At 65.5% G+C, this 18983-nt stretch carries 17 protein-coding genes; 3 read left to right on the top strand and 14 right to left on the bottom strand.

Annotated elements, in window-relative coordinates:
• Positions 1-209: 209 nt before the first annotated feature.
• The 3 genes from EYF70_RS10190 to EYF70_RS10180 all read left to right on the top strand — a co-directional run bounded on the left by EYF70_RS10190 (position 210) and on the right by EYF70_RS10180 (position 4176).
• A complete protein-coding gene (locus tag EYF70_RS10190; protein WP_131145295.1) occupies positions 210-1340 on the top strand; it encodes a mechanosensitive ion channel family protein in 1131 nt (376 codons plus the stop codon).
• Between the two features lie 290 nt (positions 1341-1630).
• Positions 1631-3955 (top strand): glucosylglycerol-phosphate synthase, encoded by a 2325-nt coding sequence (ggpS, locus tag EYF70_RS10185; protein WP_131145294.1) that lies wholly within the window; start codon positions 1631-1633, stop codon positions 3953-3955.
• Positions 3952-4176, top strand: a complete 225-nt coding sequence (locus tag EYF70_RS10180; RefSeq protein ID WP_131145293.1) for a hypothetical protein — start codon at positions 3952-3954, stop codon at positions 4174-4176. The genes ggpS and EYF70_RS10180 overlap by 4 nt, the downstream gene beginning before the upstream one ends.
• Positions 4177-4235: 59 nt before the next feature.
• Here the strand turns inward: EYF70_RS10180 and EYF70_RS10175 are convergent, their stop codons facing one another.
• The 14 genes from EYF70_RS10175 to frr form a co-directional block, all read right to left on the bottom strand.
• Positions 4236-5429: an EAL domain-containing response regulator gene (locus tag EYF70_RS10175; protein WP_131145292.1), complete on the bottom strand. Its 1194-nt coding sequence runs from the start codon at positions 5427-5429 to the stop codon at positions 4236-4238.
• Between the two features lie 12 nt (positions 5430-5441).
• On the bottom strand, positions 5442-6236 hold the full coding sequence (locus tag EYF70_RS10170) for a TrmH family RNA methyltransferase (RefSeq protein ID WP_131145291.1): 795 nt from the start codon (positions 6234-6236) through the stop codon (positions 5442-5444).
• Positions 6237-6260: 24 nt separating this feature from the next.
• Entirely contained in the window at positions 6261-6923 is a 663-nt protein-coding gene (gene rnhB, locus EYF70_RS10165; protein WP_131145290.1) for a ribonuclease HII, read from the bottom strand.
• A gap of 2 nt (positions 6924-6925) precedes the next feature.
• Entirely contained in the window at positions 6926-8029 is a 1104-nt protein-coding gene (gene lpxB / locus EYF70_RS10160; RefSeq protein ID WP_229420899.1) for a lipid-A-disaccharide synthase, read from the bottom strand.
• A gap of 115 nt (positions 8030-8144) precedes the next feature.
• Positions 8145-8933 (bottom strand): acyl-ACP--UDP-N-acetylglucosamine O-acyltransferase, encoded by a 789-nt coding sequence (gene lpxA, locus EYF70_RS10155; RefSeq protein WP_131145288.1) that lies wholly within the window; start codon positions 8931-8933, stop codon positions 8145-8147.
• 27 nt (positions 8934-8960) lie between these two features.
• Entirely contained in the window at positions 8961-9431 is a 471-nt protein-coding gene (gene fabZ, locus EYF70_RS10150; protein WP_131145287.1) for a 3-hydroxyacyl-ACP dehydratase FabZ, read from the bottom strand.
• The gene (gene lpxD, locus EYF70_RS10145; RefSeq protein WP_131145286.1) at positions 9428-10498 is read right to left on the bottom strand and encodes a UDP-3-O-(3-hydroxymyristoyl)glucosamine N-acyltransferase; all 1071 of its coding nucleotides are present in this window, start codon (positions 10496-10498) and stop codon (positions 9428-9430) included. Before lpxD ends, fabZ begins: the two co-directional genes overlap by 4 nt.
• 72 nt (positions 10499-10570) lie before the next feature.
• Positions 10571-11104, bottom strand: coding sequence for an OmpH/Skp family outer membrane protein (locus tag EYF70_RS10140; protein WP_229420795.1), 534 nt, complete (start codon positions 11102-11104; stop codon positions 10571-10573).
• 57 nt (positions 11105-11161) lie between these two features.
• Positions 11162-13495: an outer membrane protein assembly factor BamA gene (gene bamA, locus EYF70_RS10135; protein WP_131145285.1), complete on the bottom strand. Its 2334-nt coding sequence runs from the start codon at positions 13493-13495 to the stop codon at positions 11162-11164.
• A gap of 121 nt (positions 13496-13616) precedes the next feature.
• On the bottom strand, positions 13617-14975 hold the full coding sequence (gene rseP, locus EYF70_RS10130) for an RIP metalloprotease RseP (protein ID WP_131145284.1): 1359 nt from the start codon (positions 14973-14975) through the stop codon (positions 13617-13619).
• 240 nt (positions 14976-15215) lie between these two features.
• Positions 15216-16418 carry a 1-deoxy-D-xylulose-5-phosphate reductoisomerase gene (gene ispC, locus EYF70_RS10125; RefSeq protein WP_131145283.1) on the bottom strand — a complete coding sequence of 401 codons (1203 nt, stop codon included), beginning with the start codon at positions 16416-16418 and terminating at the stop codon, positions 15216-15218.
• 117 nt (positions 16419-16535) lie between these two features.
• Positions 16536-17369: a phosphatidate cytidylyltransferase gene (locus tag EYF70_RS10120; RefSeq protein WP_131145282.1), complete on the bottom strand. Its 834-nt coding sequence runs from the start codon at positions 17367-17369 to the stop codon at positions 16536-16538.
• A gap of 14 nt (positions 17370-17383) precedes the next feature.
• Positions 17384-18127, bottom strand: coding sequence for a polyprenyl diphosphate synthase (uppS, locus tag EYF70_RS10115; RefSeq protein ID WP_131145281.1), 744 nt, complete (start codon positions 18125-18127; stop codon positions 17384-17386).
• A gap of 275 nt (positions 18128-18402) precedes the next feature.
• Entirely contained in the window at positions 18403-18963 is a 561-nt protein-coding gene (frr, locus tag EYF70_RS10110) for a ribosome recycling factor (protein ID WP_131145280.1), read from the bottom strand.
• Positions 18964-18983: the final 20 nt, after the last annotated feature.

The following is an 18983-nucleotide window of genomic DNA, read 5'->3' as shown; positions in this document are numbered from 1 at the left end:
GAGGCATGAGGCGAGATCTTTCCCTGCCGCCAAATGTGCGCGGGCGAACCGACCGGTCCGGCAAGCAACGGTAGCATCCACTCATCAAAAGGGCGGGCGCCCGTTTGCCATCGCGCGCCCGTCTTCTCCTCGTACCGGCCGCCGCGCGGCGCGGTGCTTCCCGATGCAGGCCCCGCCCTGCCATTCATCCCGTCCGACAAGGAGAAGACATGGACTATGTAGTGCTAGGTAACGACCTCAATACCTGGATGATCGCCATCGGCATCGCCGCCGCCGTCAGCATGGCGCTGTACGCCGCCAAGCGCTTCCTGGTGCGCCGCATCGGCGCGTTCGCCGAGCATACCGCCACCCACGTGGACGACATGGCCGTGCGCGTGCTGAAAACCACCAGCACGGCGTTCATCGTGGCGATGGGCCTGTATGCCGGTACCCAGTGGCTGCTGCTGTCGCCGAAAGCGGAAACGCTGCTGCGCAACCTGGCCGTGGCCATCCTGCTGCTGCAGATTGCCCGCTGGCTCGACGTGGGCGTGCGCGGCTGGATCGACTTCTACCGCAAGAAGCGCGGCGCCACCGACGTGGCCGCGACCACCTCCACCGCGGCCCTGACCTTCGTGGCGCGCGCCGCGCTGTGGGCCGTGATCCTGCTGATGATCCTCGATAACTTCGGCGTCAACATCACCACGCTGGTGGCCAGCCTGGGCATCGGCGGTATCGCCGTGGCGCTGGCCGTGCAGAACATCCTGGGCGACCTGTTCTCGTCGCTGTCGATCCTGCTCGACAAGCCGTTCGTGGTGGGCGACTTCATCACCGTCGACGACCTGGCCGGCACGGTGCAGTACGTGGGCCTGAAGACCACCCGCATCCGCAGCCTGAATGGCGAGGAAATCGTGTTCTCGAACAGCGACCTGCTGAAGAGCCGCATCCACAACGTGCGGCGCATGGAAACGCGGCGCGTGGTGTTTTCCGTGGGCGTCACGTACGAGGTGACCGAGGAGCAGCTGGAGAGCATTCCCGGCATGCTGAAGGAAATCGTGTCGGCCCAGCCGCAGCTGAAATTCGACCGCGCGCACTTCAAGTCGTATGGCCCGTCGTCGCTCGACTTCGAGGTGGTGTACGTGATGCAGACGCCCGACTACGGCCTGTTCATGGACACCCAGCAGGCCATCAACTTCGAGCTGTTCAAGCGCTTCAACCGGGCCGGCATCGAGTTCGCGTATCCGACGCAGACCGTGAAGCTGTCGAACCCGGAAGTGCTGCGCGGCGAGGCGGCCAACGAGACCTACGACGGTACCGAGGAACGGCGCCGGCCGGCGCCCGAGCCGCGGCCGAAGTCGCAGTAATCCTCCAGGGCGCATTGGTCCGCAACGCTGCAGGAATACAGTTCCGAAATACATTCTCGCAAATGTATTGCTAGAATTATAGTATAATGGCGCCGCATTCTCCCGGATGCGGCGCTTTCATCATTGAGCACCATCCCTGCCGCTTCCCTCCCCTGGCAATGGCCGGCATGCCGCCGCCGTTGCGTCCGTACGCGTGAACGGTCCACCGCGACCGTGGCTTGCACACGTTAAATCCAGTTTGGCGCACCTGCTAAGCGCCCGACGCATCGCTACTTTAAGGATGAATCGCCATGGCAATTCCGCAGTCCCGCATCTCCCCGACTCTTTCGACACCCGCAATTCGCTCGATCACCCCACATCAGTTCCTGCTTGCTACCGATCTCGACGGTACCCTGCTGGCCGGCACCGCCGAAGCGCGGCGCCGCGTGCGCGAACTGTTCACCGCCGCGCCGCGCAATGCCAGGCTGGCGTTCGTGACCGGCCGCGGCCTCGAATCGATCCTGCCGCTGCTGTCCGATCCGACGATTCCCATGCCGGACTACATCATCGCCGACGTCGGCGCCACCATCGTGCACGGCGCCGACCTGCAGCCGGTGGGCAGCCTGCAGCAGGACATCGCCGCGCGCTGGCCGGGTTCGCAGGCCGTGCTGAAGGCGCTGGCCGGCTTTCCGCGCCTGCGCCGCCAGAGCGTGCCGCAAGAGCGCCGCTGCTCGTTCGTGGCCAGCGAGGCCGATGTGACGCCTGCCCTGCGCGCCGCCGTCGAGGCGCTAGGCTGCGACCTGCTGATGTCCGCCGGCGCCTACCTGGACGTACTTCCGCGCGGCGTAGGCAAGGGCCCGGCGCTGCTGGCCCTGGCAGAAGCGGCCGGCATCGCGCCGTCGTCGATCGTGGTGGCCGGCGATACGCTGAACGACCTGTCGATGTTCGAGACCGGCCTGGCCGGCATCGTCGTCGGCGCCGCCGAACCGGCACTGGTGCAGAAGCTGCGCCGCCGTTCCAGCGTGTACATCGCCACCGGCGAAGGCTGCGACGGCATCCTGGAAGGCCTGGTGCACCATGGCGCCCTGCCTCGCGCCGGCCAGCCGGCACCCGTGGCCGGCGCGCATGGCGACGCCGACCTGGTGATGGTCTACCACCGCCTGCCATTCGACGAAGTGACGGAGAACGGCGTGCAATTGCGCCGCCGCCCGAAGAGCCCGAACGGCATCATCCCCACGCTGCTGCGGTTCTTTGCCGGCAGCCGCAAGGGTTCCTGGGTGGCGTGGTCGCAGCAGGACAGCCGCGCGCCAAAGGATTTCGAGACGCACGTGGCGGTCGACGAAGTGGCCTACCCACGCCTGCGGGCCGCGCGCGTGGCGCTGACGGCGCAAGACGTGGACCTGTTCTACAAGAAGTTTTCCAAGGAGGCGTTCTGGCCGATCATCTTCTCGTTCCCCGACAAGGCCGAGTTCAATGCCGCCCACTGGGAGCGCTTCCTGGAAGTGAACCGCCTGTTCGCGGAACAGACGGCGCGCGAAGCGGCCGACGGCGCCGTGGTCTGGGTGCACGACTACAACCTGTGGATGGTACCGGCCTTCCTGCGCCCGCTGCGGCCGGACCTGCGGATCGCCTTCTTCCACCACACGGCGTTCCCGTCCAGCGACGTGTTCAACATCCTGCCATGGCGCCGCGACATCATCGGCAGCCTGCTGCAATGCGACTACGTGGGCTTCCACATTCCCCGCTATGTCGAGAACTTCGTCGACGCGGTGCGCTCGTTCGCGCCAGTGGAACGGGGCCCGGCGGTGCCGTGCGCGCCGCGCTTCCTCACCTACGGCTGCGCGCTGGGCGTGGACACGATGACGACGTCGATCGAGGCGGGCGGGCGCACCGTCGCGCTGGGCGCGCATCCTGTCGGTACCGACGTGGCGCTGATCGAAGACCTGGTCAGCCAGCCGCAAGTGGCGGAAAAGACCGCCGCCATCGAGGATTACCTGGGCGGCACCACCGGCATCGTCTCCATCGAACGGCTCGATTACGTGAAGGGCTCGCTGGAGAAGCTGCAGGCTTTCGAGCGGCTGCTGGAACGGCACCCGGAACACATCGGCAAGGTGACGCTGCTGAACATCATCACGCCGGCCGCGCCGGGCATGGAGATCTACGACAGCCTGCGCGTGGAAGTGGACCGCGCGGTGGGACGCATCAACGGCCGCTTCTCCACGCTGGACTGGGTGCCGGTGCGCTACTTCTACCGCTCGCTGCCGTTCGATGAAGTGATCGCCCATTACGCCGCCTGCGGCGTGGCGTGGATCACGCCGCTGCGCGATGGCCTGAACCTGGTAGCCAAGGAATACGTGGCGGCGCGCAAGGCGGCCGGGAAATCCGGTGTCCTGATCCTCTCCGAATTTGCCGGCGCCGCCGTGGAACTGCACGGCGCGCTGCTGACCAATCCCTACGATGCCAATGCCATGACGGCCACGCTGCACCAGGCGCTGACGATGGGCGAAGAGGAACGCGCCTATCGCACCGCGCGCATGGCCATGATCGCCACCGAACACGATGTGGCGCGCTGGGGTCGCGATTTTCTCGAGGCGGTGATGGATACGGGCCTTGACGAGGAACGGGCGGCGGCGTGACGGGAAGCTGGCGGGCGTCCGATGACGGCACCGCCTTGCGCATGCAGATCTTCCTGGGTGGCGTGGCAGCCGCTGGAGAAACTTGCCGCTCGATGCGCCTGGTGCCGGACACTATTTCCAAGGGAAATGGTGTCGGACACCGGTTTTCCGAAGGGCCGCACCGCATCGGGCGAACACCGGTGTCTGACACCATTTTCAGGAAAATGGTGTCAGACACCTGACGGCTAACCCTGGGGTCTGACCCGGCGGGTCAGACCCCGGCCTCTGCCGTTGGGTTACATCAGAAGAACTGCCGCCACTCCACCAGCCACTTGGGGAACTCGTCCACCGGCATCGGGCTGGCGATGTAGTAGCCCTGCGCGTAGGTGCAGCCGAGGCCCTGCAGGAAGTCCCAGTCCTGCTTGGTCTCTACGCCGACGGCGCACGAGGTGCGGTCCAGGCTGCGCGCCAGGCCCAGGCACGATTTCAGCACGGTGCCGATGGCGCGCTTGCGGGAGGCGCCGTCGACGAAGCTGCGGTCGATCTTCAGTTCCGAGAACGGGATCGAGGCGAGCAGCTGCAGGTTGGAGCGCCCGGTGCCGTAGTCGTCGATGGCCAGGCCGAAGCCCATCATGCGCAGGCGCAGCAGGCGCTCCAGGAAATGCGGGTCGGTCTGCAGCACCGACGATTCGGTGATCTCGAAGGTGATGTAGCCGGGCAGGATGCGGTGCCGTTCCAGGCAGGCGCCGATCTGCGCGATGAACTGCGGGTGCGACAGCGTGCCCGGATCGACATTGATCGAAAACGAGACCGGCATGCCCTGGTCATGCAGGGTGCGGCAGGCCGCCACCGATTTCTCGATCATGCTCCAGTCGAGGAAATCGATGCGCCCGGCCGCTTCCAACGCGGGCATGAAGGCCGCCGGGCCCAGCACGCCGAGCTGCGGGTGCCGCCAGCGGGCGAACATCTCGAGCCCCTTCACCTGGCCCGTTTCCAGCTCGATCTTGGGCTGGAAGAAGGGATCGAACTCGCGCGCCTGCAGGCCCTTGCCCACTTCGGCGAACGTGAATGGCGTGACCGGCGCCCCCGCGGCGGTTTCCGGCGGCCGCGTGTAGTTGGCGACCAGCGCTTCCAGGCGCGGCGCGGAGACCGGCTTGGCGACGGCGCCCAGCAGGTCGACCCCGTAGGCCAGCGCCATCGTCTCGACGGAAAACAGGATGTCGCCGCTTTGCGCGCCCACCACGATCAGGCCGGCGCGGCAGCGGTCTTCCGCCAGGCGCCGGATCAGTTCCAGCCCATCCATGCCGGCCAGGCCCAGGTCCATCACGACGATATCGATCGCCGGCGCCGCGCCATGCAGTGCCCGCAGCGCGGCGTGGCCATCCGGCGCGAAATGGATGTGCTGCGCGCCGGCGCTGCGCAACAGCCCGGCCAGCAGCTCGCGCTGCACCGGTTCGCTTTCCGCCACCAGGAACTGCAATGCGGCGATTTCCATGCTCCCTCCGTTTCAGCCGGCGCGCGCCTGGCTTTGCCTGACCTGTTCGAAGAAACACACGGCCGCGCAGGCGGCCACGTTCAGCGATTCCACTTCCCCCAGGTGCGGGATCACGACCTTGTGGCTGGCCAGCGCCAGCAACTCGTCGGACACGCCCTGCCCTTCATGGCCGAATACCCATGCCACCGGCCGCTTCAGGTCGACGTCGTACAGCTTCTGCTTCGCATAGCCGCTGGTGGCCAGCGTGGCGATGTTCGCGCCGGCCAGCAACGGCGCCAGCGCCACGTTCTCGTAGATCTCCAGCACGAAGTGCGCGCCCATGGCGGCACGCAGTACCTTCGGCGACCAGCAGAATGCCGTGCCGGGGCTGCAGTATATCTCGCCGATGCCGGCGGCCGCCGCGCTGCGCAGGATCGAGCCCACGTTGCCGGGATCCTGGATATTGTCCAGCAGGACCGCATTGGCCGCCAGCGCCGCCGGCACGGCCGGGCGCGGCATCTCGACCAGGAACAGGATGCCCACGCCATGCTCGACCTGCGACAGCGGCTCGTACAGCGCGTCCGGCAAGTGCAGCACGCGGCCGTGGTGCGCCTCCAGCTTCACCACCAGGGCGACGATCTCGGGATGGCGCAGGCCGCTGTCGCTGACGATGCACTGTTCCGGCTGGCCGCGCATCCGCAACCACGTCTCGCACAGGTGCACGCCGTCGAGCAGCGTGCGGCCGGCCTTGCGCAGCGCGTGCGCATTGGTGGCCAGGTGCTTCAGTTCCTTGTACTGCGCGTTGTCGCGCGACGAGATTGTCTTCACTGCGGGTTCTTCATTGAGTGGATTTCAAAACGCCAGCTCCAGCAGTTCGCGCACGGGGGCGAAGGAGCGGCGGTGCACCGGCGTCACGCCGTGCAGCTTCAGCGCTTCGAGGTGCTGCGCCGTGCCGTAGCCCTTGTGCTGGTCGAAACCGTATTGCGGATACTTCTTGTGCAGCTTGCGCAGCGCATCGTCGCGCGCCGTCTTCGCCAGGATCGACGCGGCGGAGATGGATTCGATCTTGTCGTCGCCATCGACGATGGCGATGGTCTGGATTCTCATCACCGGGCACTTGTTGCCATCGATGAGGGCCAGCGTGGGAATCGTCTCGAGCGCATGCACGGCCCGCTTCATGGCCAGCAGCGAGGCCTGCAGGATGTTCAGCTTGTCGATTTCCGCCTCGGAGGCCTTGGCGATCGCCCAGGCGATGCAGTCGCGCTTGATCAGCGGCGCCAGTTCCTCGCGCCGGGCTTCGGTAAGTTTCTTCGAATCGCGCAGGCCGGCGATGGGCCGCTCGCGGTGCAGGATCACGGCGGCCGCGTACACGGGCCCGGCCAGCGGGCCGCGGCCCGCTTCATCCACGCCGCAGATGATCTCGTCGAGGGAATACGGCAGGTCGTCGAACAGGCCGCCCTGCGGCTCATTGCTTACTGCATTGCCTTTTGCGCTGACTTTTGCGTTATCCAGCATGGTCACCTGGTTCTTCCTATGACGTTCAGTACGGCCGCGGCGCTCGCCTCGGCGGAGTTGCGCAGCAGGCTGTGGTGCATGTCCGTGAAGCGCCGGATCAGGTTCGCACGGTGCGCCTCGTCCGTCAATTGCTTCCACAGATGGTCGGCCAGCGACTCGGGGCTGGCGTGGTGCTGCAGCAGCTCGGGCACCAGGAATTCGCGCGCCAGGATGTTCGGCAGGCCGATCCATGGCTGGTAGCCCATGTGCCGCATGATTTCCCACGAAGCGCGCATCATCCGGTAGGCGATGACCATCGGCTTCTTGTACAGCGCCACTTCCAGCGACGCGGTACCGGAAGCCACCAGCACGGCATCGGCCGCGCAGATCGCCGCGTGGCTTTCGCCATCGAGCAGCTGGACCGGCACATCCTGCAGGCCGGCCTCCCGCACCAGCTTGGTGAAGTATTCCTTCTGCTTTTCGCCCGCCATCGGCGCCACGAAATGCAGCGACGGCTCGCGTTGCAGCAGCAGCTTCGCGGCGCCCATGAAGGCCGCCGTGTTGTACTTCAGCTCCCCCATCCGGCTGCCCGGCATGATGGTGACCACCCTGGCGTCGTCGGCCAGGCCGAGGTGGCGGCGCGCCGCTGTCACGTCGGGCACCAGGGGGATCAGTTCCGCCAGCGGGTGGCCCACGTAGGTCACCGGCACGCCGGCCTTGCGGTAGATCTCTTCCTCGAACGGGAAGATCACCAGCATGTGCGAGACATTGCTGACGATCTTCTTGATCCGCCCGCCGCGCCACGCCCAGATCTGCGGCCCGATGTAATGCATGGTCGGGATGCCGGCCGCCTTCAGTTCGCCCTCCAGGCCCAGGTTGAAGCCCGGGTAGTCGGCGCCGATGAACACGGCCGGCCGCTCGGCCAGCAGGCGGTCGCGCAAGGTGCGCTGGATGCGTTTCAGTTCGCGGTAGCGGGGGATGATCTCGAACAGGCCGCGCACCGTCATCGTCTCCAGCGGCACGTCCGACTGGAAACCCTGGGCGATCATGGCCGGTCCGCCGATGCCGTGGAAGCGCGCCTCGGGCAGGTGCGGCCGCAGGCCGGCCAGCAGGCGCGCGGCCAGCATGTCGCCGGAAGGTTCCCCGGCGACGATGGCGATGGACGGCTGCCCGGCCGCCGAAGTGGCCGCCGGCAGCCCGCCGGCCGCCGCGGCCGCCGCATTGGGGCTTCCTTCACGCATCTCAGCGGACGATGCCACGGGAGGCGGTGTCGAGGAAGGTGCGGAATTCGCGGATCTGCGCGGCCGCATCGGGCGTGGCCCGCTCCTGCTCGAGCAGCGCCGCCTTGGCCTCTTCCAGCGTGTGGCCCGAGCGGTACAGGATCTTGTACGAGGTGCGCAGCGCGTTGATCTGCTCGCGCGTGAAGCCGCGGCGCTTCAGGCCTTCGATGTTGATGCCGTGCGCCTGGGCCGGATTCCCGTTCAGCAGCACGAATGGCGGCACGTCCTGCGTCAGGCTGGTGCTCATGCCGACGAAGGCATGCGCGCCGATCTTGCAGAACTGGTGCACGTTGGCGTAGCCGCTCATGATGACCCAGTCGCCGATCTCCACGTGCCCCGCCATCTGCGCGTTGTTCGAGAAGATGGTGTTGTTGCCGACCACGCAGTCGTGCGCCAGGTGCACGTAGGCCGAGATCCAGTTGTCGTTGCCCAGCTTCGTCACGCCCTTGTCCTGCACCGTGCCCAGGTTGAACGTGCAGAATTCGCGGATCGTGTTGCGGTCGCCGATTTCCAGCCGGGTCGGCTCGCCGTGCCATTTCTTGTCCTGCGGCGGCGCGCCGATCGACGAGAACTGGAAGAACTTGTTGTCGGTGCCGATCGTCGTGTGGCCCTGGATGACCACGTGCGGGCCGACCCAGGTGCGGTCGCCGATGACGACATCGGGCCCGATGATCGAATACGCGCCGATCGCCACGCCCTCGCCCAGCTGTGCCCCCGAATCGACGATCGCGGTAGGATGAATGGTCGTCATGCTGCCTCCTTCTGTTGCCCCACCGGCTTACGCTGCGTCGGCGGTGTTACGGATGGTGCACATCAGGTCCGCCTCGACCGCGGTCTGGCCGTCGACGCTGCCCACCGCCTTGTACTTCCAGATGCCGCGCGACACGCGCACGATCTCGACGTCCATCTTCAGCTGGTCGCCGGGGCCCACCGGGCGCTTGAAGCGCGCGTTGTCGATGCCAACGAAGTAGACCACCGAGTTCTCGTCGGGCTTGATGCCCATCGTCAGGAACGACAGGATGGCCGCGGTCTGCGCCATCGCCTCGATCATCAGCACGCCCGGCATGACCGGCTTGTGCGGGAAGTGGCCGTTGAAGAATTCTTCGTTGACGGTCACGTTCTTGATGGCGGTGATCGTCTTGTTGGCTTCCCAGTTCAGCACCCGGTCCACCAGCAGCAGCGGGTAGCGGTGCGGCAGCAGTTCCTTGATCTGGTTGATGCACAGGGTCTTGTTTTCAGCAGTGGTCATGATTCGTCTTCTTGCTCGTTGGTTTTGTTATTGATCGTCTTGATCGATTTCTCGAGTGCGCGGATCTTCTCGCGCATGGCCCCCAGGTTCCGCACGATGGCCGCGGATTTCTCCCATTCGCTGTTTTTCGCCAGCGGGTAGAAGCCGGTGTACTGCCCCGGCTCCATGATCGAGCGCGACACCATGCTGGCCGACGACACGTGCACGTGATCGACGATCGTCAGGTGGCCCAGCACCATCGCCGCGCCGCCGAACGTGCAATACTTGCCGATCTTCGCGCTGCCGGCCACGCCCACGCAGCCGGCCATGGCCGTGTGCGCGCCGATGTGGCAGTTGTGGCCGATCTGGATCTGGTTGTCGAGCTTGACGCCGTCCTCGATGACCGTGTCGGCCAGCGCACCGCGGTCCACCGTGGTGTTGGCGCCGATATCGACGTCGTCGCCGATCACCACGCGGCCGACCTGCGGGATCTTGATGTAGACCCCGCCTTCATTGGCGAAACCGAAGCCGTCGGTGCCGATCACGGCGCCAGAGTGCAGGATGCCACGCGCGCCGATCACGCAGCGCGCGTGAAACGTGACGTTGGCGAAGAAGTGCGTGCCCTCGCCGATCACGGCTTCGCGGCCGATGAAGCAGCCGGAATCGATCACGGCATGGGCCTTGACGATGGCGCCGGCCTCGACCGTTACATGCGGCCCGATATGGGCCGTGGCATCGACCTGCGCGGACGGGTCCACGTACGCCGTGGGGTGGATGCCCGGCGCCGGCACGTGCGCCGTCAGCGCCCCGAAGTACTGCGCGGCGCGCGCGAAGTACGCATACGGGTTCTTCGTGACGATGCGCGCGCCGGCATAGGCCTGGGCGACGAGCGGGTCATCGTTGGGCGACAGGATCAGCGCGGCGGCGCGGCTCTGCCCGGCCTGCGCGCGGAATTTGCTGTTGGAGAGGAAACTGATGTGTGAAACGCCGGCGTCCGTCAATGGCGCGATCCCCACCACCTGCAGGTCGGGGTCGCCGATCAACTCTCCGCCGAAGCGCTCGACCAGGTCTCCCAGTCGAATGCCCATGTACTATCCAATCAAAAGTGGAAAAGCCGGCCAGCCCACCGCAGAGCGACAGGCTGGCCGGCGTTTCGGTGATTACTTGTCGAGTGCCGCCAGCACCTTGTCGGTGATGTCGATGCGCGGGTTGGCCCACACGGCATCCTGCAGCACGATGTCGAACCCTTCGGTCAGCGCCAGCTGCTTGATGATCCGCGTGGCCTTCTCGGCGATGGCGGCGCGTTCCTCGTTGGTCCGCTGGGACAGGTCTTCGCGGAATTCGCGCTGGCGGCGCTGGAGATCCTTGTCCAGCTCCACCACTTCGCGCTGGCGCTTGGCACGGTCCAGCTCACCCAGCGTGGGCTCGTCCTTCGTGTATTTTTCGGTGGCGGTCTTCAGGCGCGCACCCAGTTCGTTGAGGGCCTTCTCGCGCGGCGAGAATTCTTCCTTCAGCTTGTCGCCGGCCAGCTTGGCCAGCTTGGATTCGTTATAGATGCGCTCCGGGCTCAGCCAGGCGATCCGCGACGACTGCGCATTCTGCGCATGCGCAGTCCCCAGCGCGGTCCCCAGCACCAGCGAGCCCAGCGCCATGATGGCGAACAGCTTGCCAAGCGTGGCAGATGCAGTCTTCAAGATGATTCTCCTCTACTCAATTGCCCCGACATCACCCGATGCGCGCCATTGCCGGCATCAGAAGCCGGTACCCATCTGGAACTGGAAGCGCTCCAGGCGGTCGCCAAATATCGGGTTAATAGGCTTAGCATAACTCAACTTCAGCGGGCCTACCGGGGAAATCCAGCTCACGCCAAGACCGGTCGAGAAGCGCAGCTCGGACAGGCGCATCTTGGCCCCTTCCTGGTAGACCTGGCCGCCATCGAAGAAGGCGAACCAGCGCAGGCTGCGGTCCTTGCCCTGGCCGGGGAACGGGAATTGCAGCTCGGCATTGCCGATCAGGCGCGATGCGCCGCCCAGCGCGTCGCCGTTGGTGTCGAGGTAACCCAGCGACGAGCTGTAGTAGCCGCGCACCGAGCCGATACCGCCGGCGTAGAAGTTCTTGAACACCGGATACGGCCGGTCGCCGATGCCGTGGCCATAGTCGAACTCGCCCTTCAGCGCCAGCGTGGCCCAGCTCGTGATCGGGCGGTACCACTGCTGCTCGTAGACGGCGCGCACGTACTTCGAGTCGCCGATCAGGTCGATCTCCAGGTTGGCGCGCTGGTAGCGGCCGATGGTCGGCGTGACGGCGCTGTCGCGGCTGTCGCGGCCCCACGCGATCGTCAGCGGCACCGAGTTGGACGATACCTCGCCTTCGCCGCTGGCCGGGCCGCCCAGGTCGCGCACGTACTGCTTGAAGTAGTTCGGGCTGGTCACGTCGGTCTTGATCGTGGCGCGTTCCAGGCCGATGCCGAAGAACACGGTATCGACTTCGGAGAACGGCACGCCCCAGCTGACGCGGCCGCCGGTCTGCTTGATCGAGTACATACCCGTGTTGACGGCCGGCGGGTCGAAGGTACGCAGGTACAGCTCGTAGCTCTGCGACACGCCGTCGTCCGTGTAGTACGGATTGGTCTGCGAGAAGGCGATCGTGCGGCTGTACTTGCTTGTGTTCAGTTCCAGGCCCACGGTGTTGCCGGAGCCGGCGAAGTTGGCCTGCTGGATCGAGGCCGACAGGCTGAACTTCTCGGCCTGCGAGAACGCGCCGCCGATCTGGAAGTTGCCGGTCGGCTTTTCCACCACCGTCAGGTTCACGTCCACCTGGTCGGAAGTGCCCTGCGCTTCCGGCGTGTCGACCGTCACGTCCTTGAAGTAGCCCAGGCGGTCCACGCGGTCGCGCGACAGCTTGACCTTGTTGGCGTCGTACCAGCTCGATTCGAACTGGCGGAATTCGCGGCGGATCACTTCGTCGCGCGTGGTGGTGTTGCCCTGGATGTTCATGTGGCGCACGTAGGCGCGCTTGCCCGGATCGATGAAGAACGTGAACGCGACTTCGCGCTTTTCACGGTTCACTTCCGGGTTGGCGTTCACGTTGGCGAAGGCGAAGCCGAAATTGCCCAGGCGGTCGGTGATCAGCTTGTTGGTGGCGGTCAGGCGCGCACCGGAATACGTTTCACCCTTCTTCAGCAGCACCAGCGAACGCAGTTCGTCTTCGCGGCCATACATCTCGCCTTCGAACTTGATGTCGGAGACCGTGTACTTCTCGCCTTCGGTGATGTTGATGGTGAGGTAGATGTCCTTCTTGTCCGGCGTGATCGAGACCTGGGTGGAATCGACGTTCATCTCCACGTAGCCGCGGTCCAGGTAGAACGACTTCAGCGATTCCAGGTCGCCGGTCAGCTTGGTCTTGGAATACTGGTCGGCCTTGGTGTACCAGCTGAACCAGCCGGACGTGTTCAGTTCCAGTTCCTTGCGCAGTTCCTTGTCGGAGAAGACCTTGTTGCCGACGATGTTGATCTGCTTGATGCGGGCGATCTCGCCTTCGTCGACATTGAACATGATCGACACGCGGTTGCGCTCCATCGGCGTGACCGTGGTGGTGACCTTCACGCCATACAGGCCGCGCGACAGGTATTGCCGCTTCAGTTCCTGCTCGGCGCGGTCGACGGTGGCCTTGTCGAAGGTCTTGGCTTCGCCCACGCCGATATCCTTCAGCGCGGTGACCAGCATGTCCTTCTCGAATTCCTGCGTGCCGGTGAAGTCGACCTTGGCGATCGCCGGGCGTTCCTCGACGATCACGACGAGCACGTCGCCGTCCTTTTCCAGCCGCACGTCCTTGAAGATGCCGGTCGCGTACAGCGCCTTGATCGTGGTGACGGATTTATCGTCGCTGAACGTTTCGCCCACGCGCACCGGCAGGTAGCTGAACACGGTGCCCGCTTCGGTACGCTGGATGCCTTCGACGCGGATATCCTTGACGACGAAGGGTTGGACGGCGAAAGCGCTGCCGGAGCAGAAAGCCAGTACAGCGGCGCCGATCAGGGTGCGGCGAAATGAAGGCGAGGCAAAGCGGTCAGAAATGAATTTCATTGGCATTAAAATTGGCTCGGAAGCTGCTTCGCGATAATCCGGACAGCACCTTTCGACACCTCGCCCGCAATCATTCCGAACCAGCTTCCCAAATACGAGACTGCACACGCGGCCAGGCGGATCACAGCAACCGCGCGACATCGTTGAACACAGCGAGCGCCATCAAGGTCACCAACAACCCGACACCCAGACGCTGTGCAATCTCCCCAAAACGCTCCGGCACCGGGCGCCCAGTCAAAACTTCCAGCGAATAATACAGCAAATGGCCGCCATCCAGAACCGGTATCGGGAGCAAATTCATCACCCCAAGGCTGATGCTGACGACGGCCACGAAGGACAGGTAGCTCGCCAGGCCGATGCGTGAACTCTGGCCCGCGTAATCGGCGATCGTGATCGGGCCGGTGACGTTCTTCCACGAGACCTCGCCGATGATCATCCGGCCGATCATGCGGACCGTCAGCACGCTGGTGTCCCACACCTTGCGCGCCGCCTTGGCCACCGCTGCGAACGGCCCGTCGGCCACGACGATCATATCCGGCCGGCCCAGCAGCTCGACCTTGATCTTACCGACTGTTACACCGTCTTTACCGGCCACCGCTTCGGGCACCACCAGCACCCGCATCGTTTCGCCATCGCGCCGCACGTCGAGCTGCACGGTGCGTGCCGCGGCCTCGCGGATGGCGGCGCTGAACGCGCCGATATCGAGCACCGCCTTGCCATCCATCGCCACCACCTGGTCGCCGCCGCGCAGGCCGGCGCGGGCACCGGCGCCGGCCGGATCGACCTTGCCCAGCACCGGCGCCGGCAGCCAGATGTTGAAACCCAGCTCGCCCGGCACGTCGCCGTCGAGGTCGATGGCGCGCAGCGTGGCGGCAGGCACAGTGAACGTGAAGCGGCCGCGGCCCGGCCGCTCCGCCTCGATGCGGGCACCCTCGCCGTCCTTCGATGCGACGACCGCTTCGATGAGCTGCCAGCGCAGCTCGGACCAGCCGGCGACGGCATTGCCGTTGACGGCGCGGATCACGTCGTCGCGATCGAGGCCCGCCAGCGCGGCCGGTGTCTGCGCGCCGGGCGCCGCGATACGCGTGGCCGGCTCCTCGATGCCGACCATGTACAGGCCGGCGAACAGCACGATCGCCAGCAGGAAGTTGGCGATCGGCCCCGCGGCCACGATGGCGATGCGCTTCCACACGTTCTGCCGCGTGAATTCGCGCGGCAGGTCGGCGGCGGGGATGTCCTTCACATCCTGGTCGCGCGCGTCGAGCATCTTCACGTAGCCGCCCAGCGGCAGCGCGGAAACGGCCCATTCGGTCTGGTCCGGACCGATCTTGCGCGACCACACCACGCGGCCCATGCCGACCGAGAAGCGCAGCACCTTCACGCCGCACCAGCGCGCCACCAGGTAGTGGCCCAGTTCGTGGATGACCACCAGCGTGCCCAGTGCAACGAGGAAGGCGGCGACCGTCTGCAGCAGGTTCATGGCGATAGTCTCGGGTGGAAGTCAGGTCGGTTGAAAAGCGGGTCGGGCGGAATCGTTCTGGGCGAATTCAGTCGAGTCAAACTCAGCCGGGTAAATATTTGCCAGGTGAATTCGGCCAGGTGAGTTTCAGCCAGGTTGAATTCAACCAGGTGAAAATCAGCCGGGGCGAATCCAGCGGGCGTGGATCTCAGCCGGCTGAAATCCGGCTGGATGCATCTCAGCCTACCGAGTGTAACCCGGTCAGGCGCTGGCCACCTTCAGCGGATGGCCAAGGGCGGCGATGGCGCGTTCGGCCGCGGCACGGGCCGCCGCATCCTGCGCCATCACGGCATCGATCGACGACGCCGGGCCGTGCGGCAGCGCATCCATCACGCCGGCGATCACGCGGTCGATCTGGCGGAAACCGATGCGCTCGTCGAGGAAGGCTTGCACGGCCACTTCGTTGGCCGCGTTGAGCAGTGCCGGCGCGGTGCCGCCGGCGTTCAGGGCACCATACGCCAGCGCCAGGCAGGGGAAACGGTTGAAGTCGGGCTTCTCGAATTGCAGCGTGCCGACCTGCGTGAGGTCGAGCTGGGCGACACCCGAGTCGATGCGTTCCGGGTAAGCCAGCGCGTTGGCGATCGGCGTGCGCATGTCCGGATTGCCCAGCTCGGCGATCACCGAACCGTCGGCATACGACACCATCGAGTGGATCACCGATTGCGGGTGGATCACGACCTCGATCTGCGCGGCCGGCGCGCCGAACAGCCAGTGCGCCTCGATCACTTCCAGGCCCTTGTTCATCATCGTGGCGGAGTCGACCGAGATCTTGCGGCCCATCACCCACTTAGGATGCTTGCACGCTTCGGCGGGCGTGACGGCATCGAGCGTCTCCACGGCGCGCTTCAGGAACGGCCCGCCGGAGGCGGTGAGCAGGATCTTGGTGACGCCGGCGGCCGCGGGCACGCGGCGGTAGTCGGCCGGCAGGCACTGGAAGATGGCGTTGTGCTCGGAGTCGATCGGCAGCAGCGTGGCGCCGCTTTCCTGCACGGCATCCATGAACAGCTGGCCGGACATCACCAGCGCCTCCTTGTTGGCCAGCATGACCTTCTTGCCGGCCCGCGCGGCGGCCAGCGTGGGTGCCAGGCCGGCGGCGCCCACGATCGCGGCCATCACGCCGTCGACTTCGCCGGCGGCGGCGATGTCGCACAGCGCCTGTTCGCCCCACGCCACCTGGGTTGCCAGCCCCATCGCCCGCAGCAGCGCGGCCAGCTGGTCCGCCGCGTCGGCGCTGCCCACGACGGCCACTTTCGGCTGGAACTGCCGGCACTGCGCGGCCAGTTCCTCGACCCGGCTGTGCGCGGACAGCGCGTACACGGTGTAACGGTCGGGATGGCGCGCGATGACGTCGAGCGTGGAGACGCCGATCGAGCCGGTGGCGCCGAGGATGGTGATGCTTTGCATTGTCATTTCCTTTGAAACTCGCCAGGATCGGCGATGGCCGGACATGGCGCCGCTACCGGTGCTCGTGGCACGGCGCAAGGCCACGTCGACGCCAGGGCCGATGCCGGCATGTTCGCGTTACAGCCAGCCGCCGATCAGTGCCGCGATCGGCAGGACCGGTACCAGCGCATCAATACGGTCGAGCACGCCGCCGTGGCCGGGCAGCAGGTTGCTGCTGTCCTTGAAGCCGGCGCGGCGCTTCAGCTGGGATTCGAACAGGTCGCCGACGATCGACGCGCCGACGATGATGGAGAGCGTGACCAGGGCAATGCCCCAGCCCAGTTTCGCCTGCATGCGCACGGCGAAGGTATCCTGCAGCCACGGCTGGTAGGGGGCGGCCAGGATGGTGGCGATGGACAGCACGAGCACGGCGATCCAGCCGCCGATCGCGCCTTCGACCGACTTGCCGGGTGAAATCGAGGGGGCCAGCTTGCGCCTGCCGAATTTCTTGCCGGCGGCATACGCACCGATGTCGGCGATGAACACAAGCGCCATCGCGGAGACCAGGTACAGCGCGGAACGCTGGAACAGCACGAGGATCGCCACGAAGCACGAGACCACCGTGGCCGCGTACACCATCGCCAGCAGCGTGTTGCCGAAGCCTTCCAGCGGCGGCAGGCCCACCTTCAGCGACGGGAAGAAGCGCAGCAGCCAGATCGCCACGCCCAGCGCGAGCCAGAAGCGGGCCTGCTCCAGGCCGGCGTTGAAGAAGAACGTGTAGGCGAAGGCCACCGTCCAGCAGGCCGCGACGACGATGGGTGCGCGCAGCTTGAAGAGCCGGAAGCTTTCCCAGGTGACGGCGAGGAACGCGACGGCGACCAGTGCCTGCACGGCCGGCAGCGAACCGGAGAACAGCACCGCCACCAGCACGACGAACAGGATGACGGCAGTAATGATCCGGGTTTTCAGCATGCTCGTTGGTTTTGTTATTTTTTCAGTTGTTCGCCGGTGCGGCCGAAACGGCGTTCCCGGTGCTGGTAGGACGCGATGGCTTCGTCCAGCTTCTCGGCGGTGAAATCGGGCCAGTACGTGTCCGTGAAATACAGCTCGGTGTAAGCCAGCTGCCACAGCAGGAAGTTCGAGATGCGTTCTTCGCCACCGGTGCGGATGAACAGGTCCGGCTCGGGCGCATACGCCATGGCCAGGTGCGGCGCCAGCTGCGCCTCGGAGAAATCCGTGGCGCCGGGATGGGCCGCCACCATCTTGCCGATGGCCTGCATGATATCCCAGCGGCCGCCATAGTTGGCGCACACGGTCACGGTGAGGCGGGTATTGTTGGCTGTCTTGCGCTCGGCGGCCGAGATCATGTCGCGCAGCTTCGCGTCGAAGCGGGACAGGTCGCCGACCACCTTCAGGCGGATGTCGTTGGCGTGCATCTTCGCCACTTCGCGCTCGAGCGCCGTGACGAACAGGCGCATCAGCAAGGACACTTCCTCTTCCGGGCGGCGCCAGTTTTCCGAACTGAACGCGAACACCGTCAGGTATTCGATACCGCGGCTGACGCAGGCCTCAACGACGGTGCGCACCGCCTCCACGCCCTTGACGTGGCCCGCCACGCGGGGCAGGAAGCGCTTGGTGGCCCAACGGCCGTTGCCGTCCATGATGATCGCCACATGACGCGGCACATTCGGTACGTCGGGCACCGCGGTCGTCGAACTGGTATATCTCATTAGTAACGCTTTTACGCCAAAAGATGAACTGTACAAAAAAAACCGGGGACAGGCACCTATTTTTCAAGAAATATTTTCTTGGCAATAGGGGCTGTCCCGGGTCTTGGGCGGAACTCGTGGCGGGAGCGAGCCTGGTGTCGTACACCGGCCTTCTGGTGTCTGACACCGGTTTTTGCGGTGGAAAATGCGCTATCGACCGGAAAACCGGTGTCCGGCACCTTTTCGGATGATTCCCGAAAAAGTGTCGGACGCCAGGCGTCACGCGGCTGCCGGCATCAAACCGTCAGCACTTCCTTCTCTTTCTCGGCAACGATCTTGTCGATGTCGGCAATCGCCTTGTCGGTCAGCTTCTGCACGTCGTCGGAGGCGCGGCGCTCTTCGTCTTCCGAGATGGCCTTGTCCTTGGTGAGCTTCTTCAGCTGCTCGTTGGCGTCGCGGCGGATGTTGCGGACGGCGATCTTGGCATCCTCGGCTTCGCCCTTGCACAGCTTGACCATTTCCTTGCGGCGCTCTTCGGTCAGCGCCGGGGTCGGCACGCGGATGGTGTCGCCCTGCGCGGACGGGTTCAGGCCCAGGTCCGAATCGCGGATCGCTTTTTCGATCGCGGCGCCCATCTTCTTTTCAAACGGGGTCACGCCGATGGTGCGGGCGTCGATCAGCGTCAGGTTGGCCACCTGGTTGATCGCCGTGGGGTTGCCGTAGTAATCGACCGTCACGTGGTCGAGAATGCCCACGTGGGCACGGCCGGTACGCACTTTTGCCAGGTCGCTTTTCAGCGTTTCCAGCGATTTCGCCATCTTGTCCTGGGCGTTCTTCTTGATGTCAGCGGTAGACATGCTGCTCTCCTGTGTTTTTA

Origin of the sequence: Pseudoduganella albidiflava (assembly GCF_004322755.1) — a bacterium.
GTDB classification, from domain to species: domain Bacteria; phylum Pseudomonadota; class Gammaproteobacteria; order Burkholderiales; family Burkholderiaceae_D; genus Rugamonas; species Rugamonas albidiflava.
The sequence above is the reverse complement of the archived record's forward strand: the minus strand, read 5'-3'. Positions and strand labels throughout refer to the sequence as shown.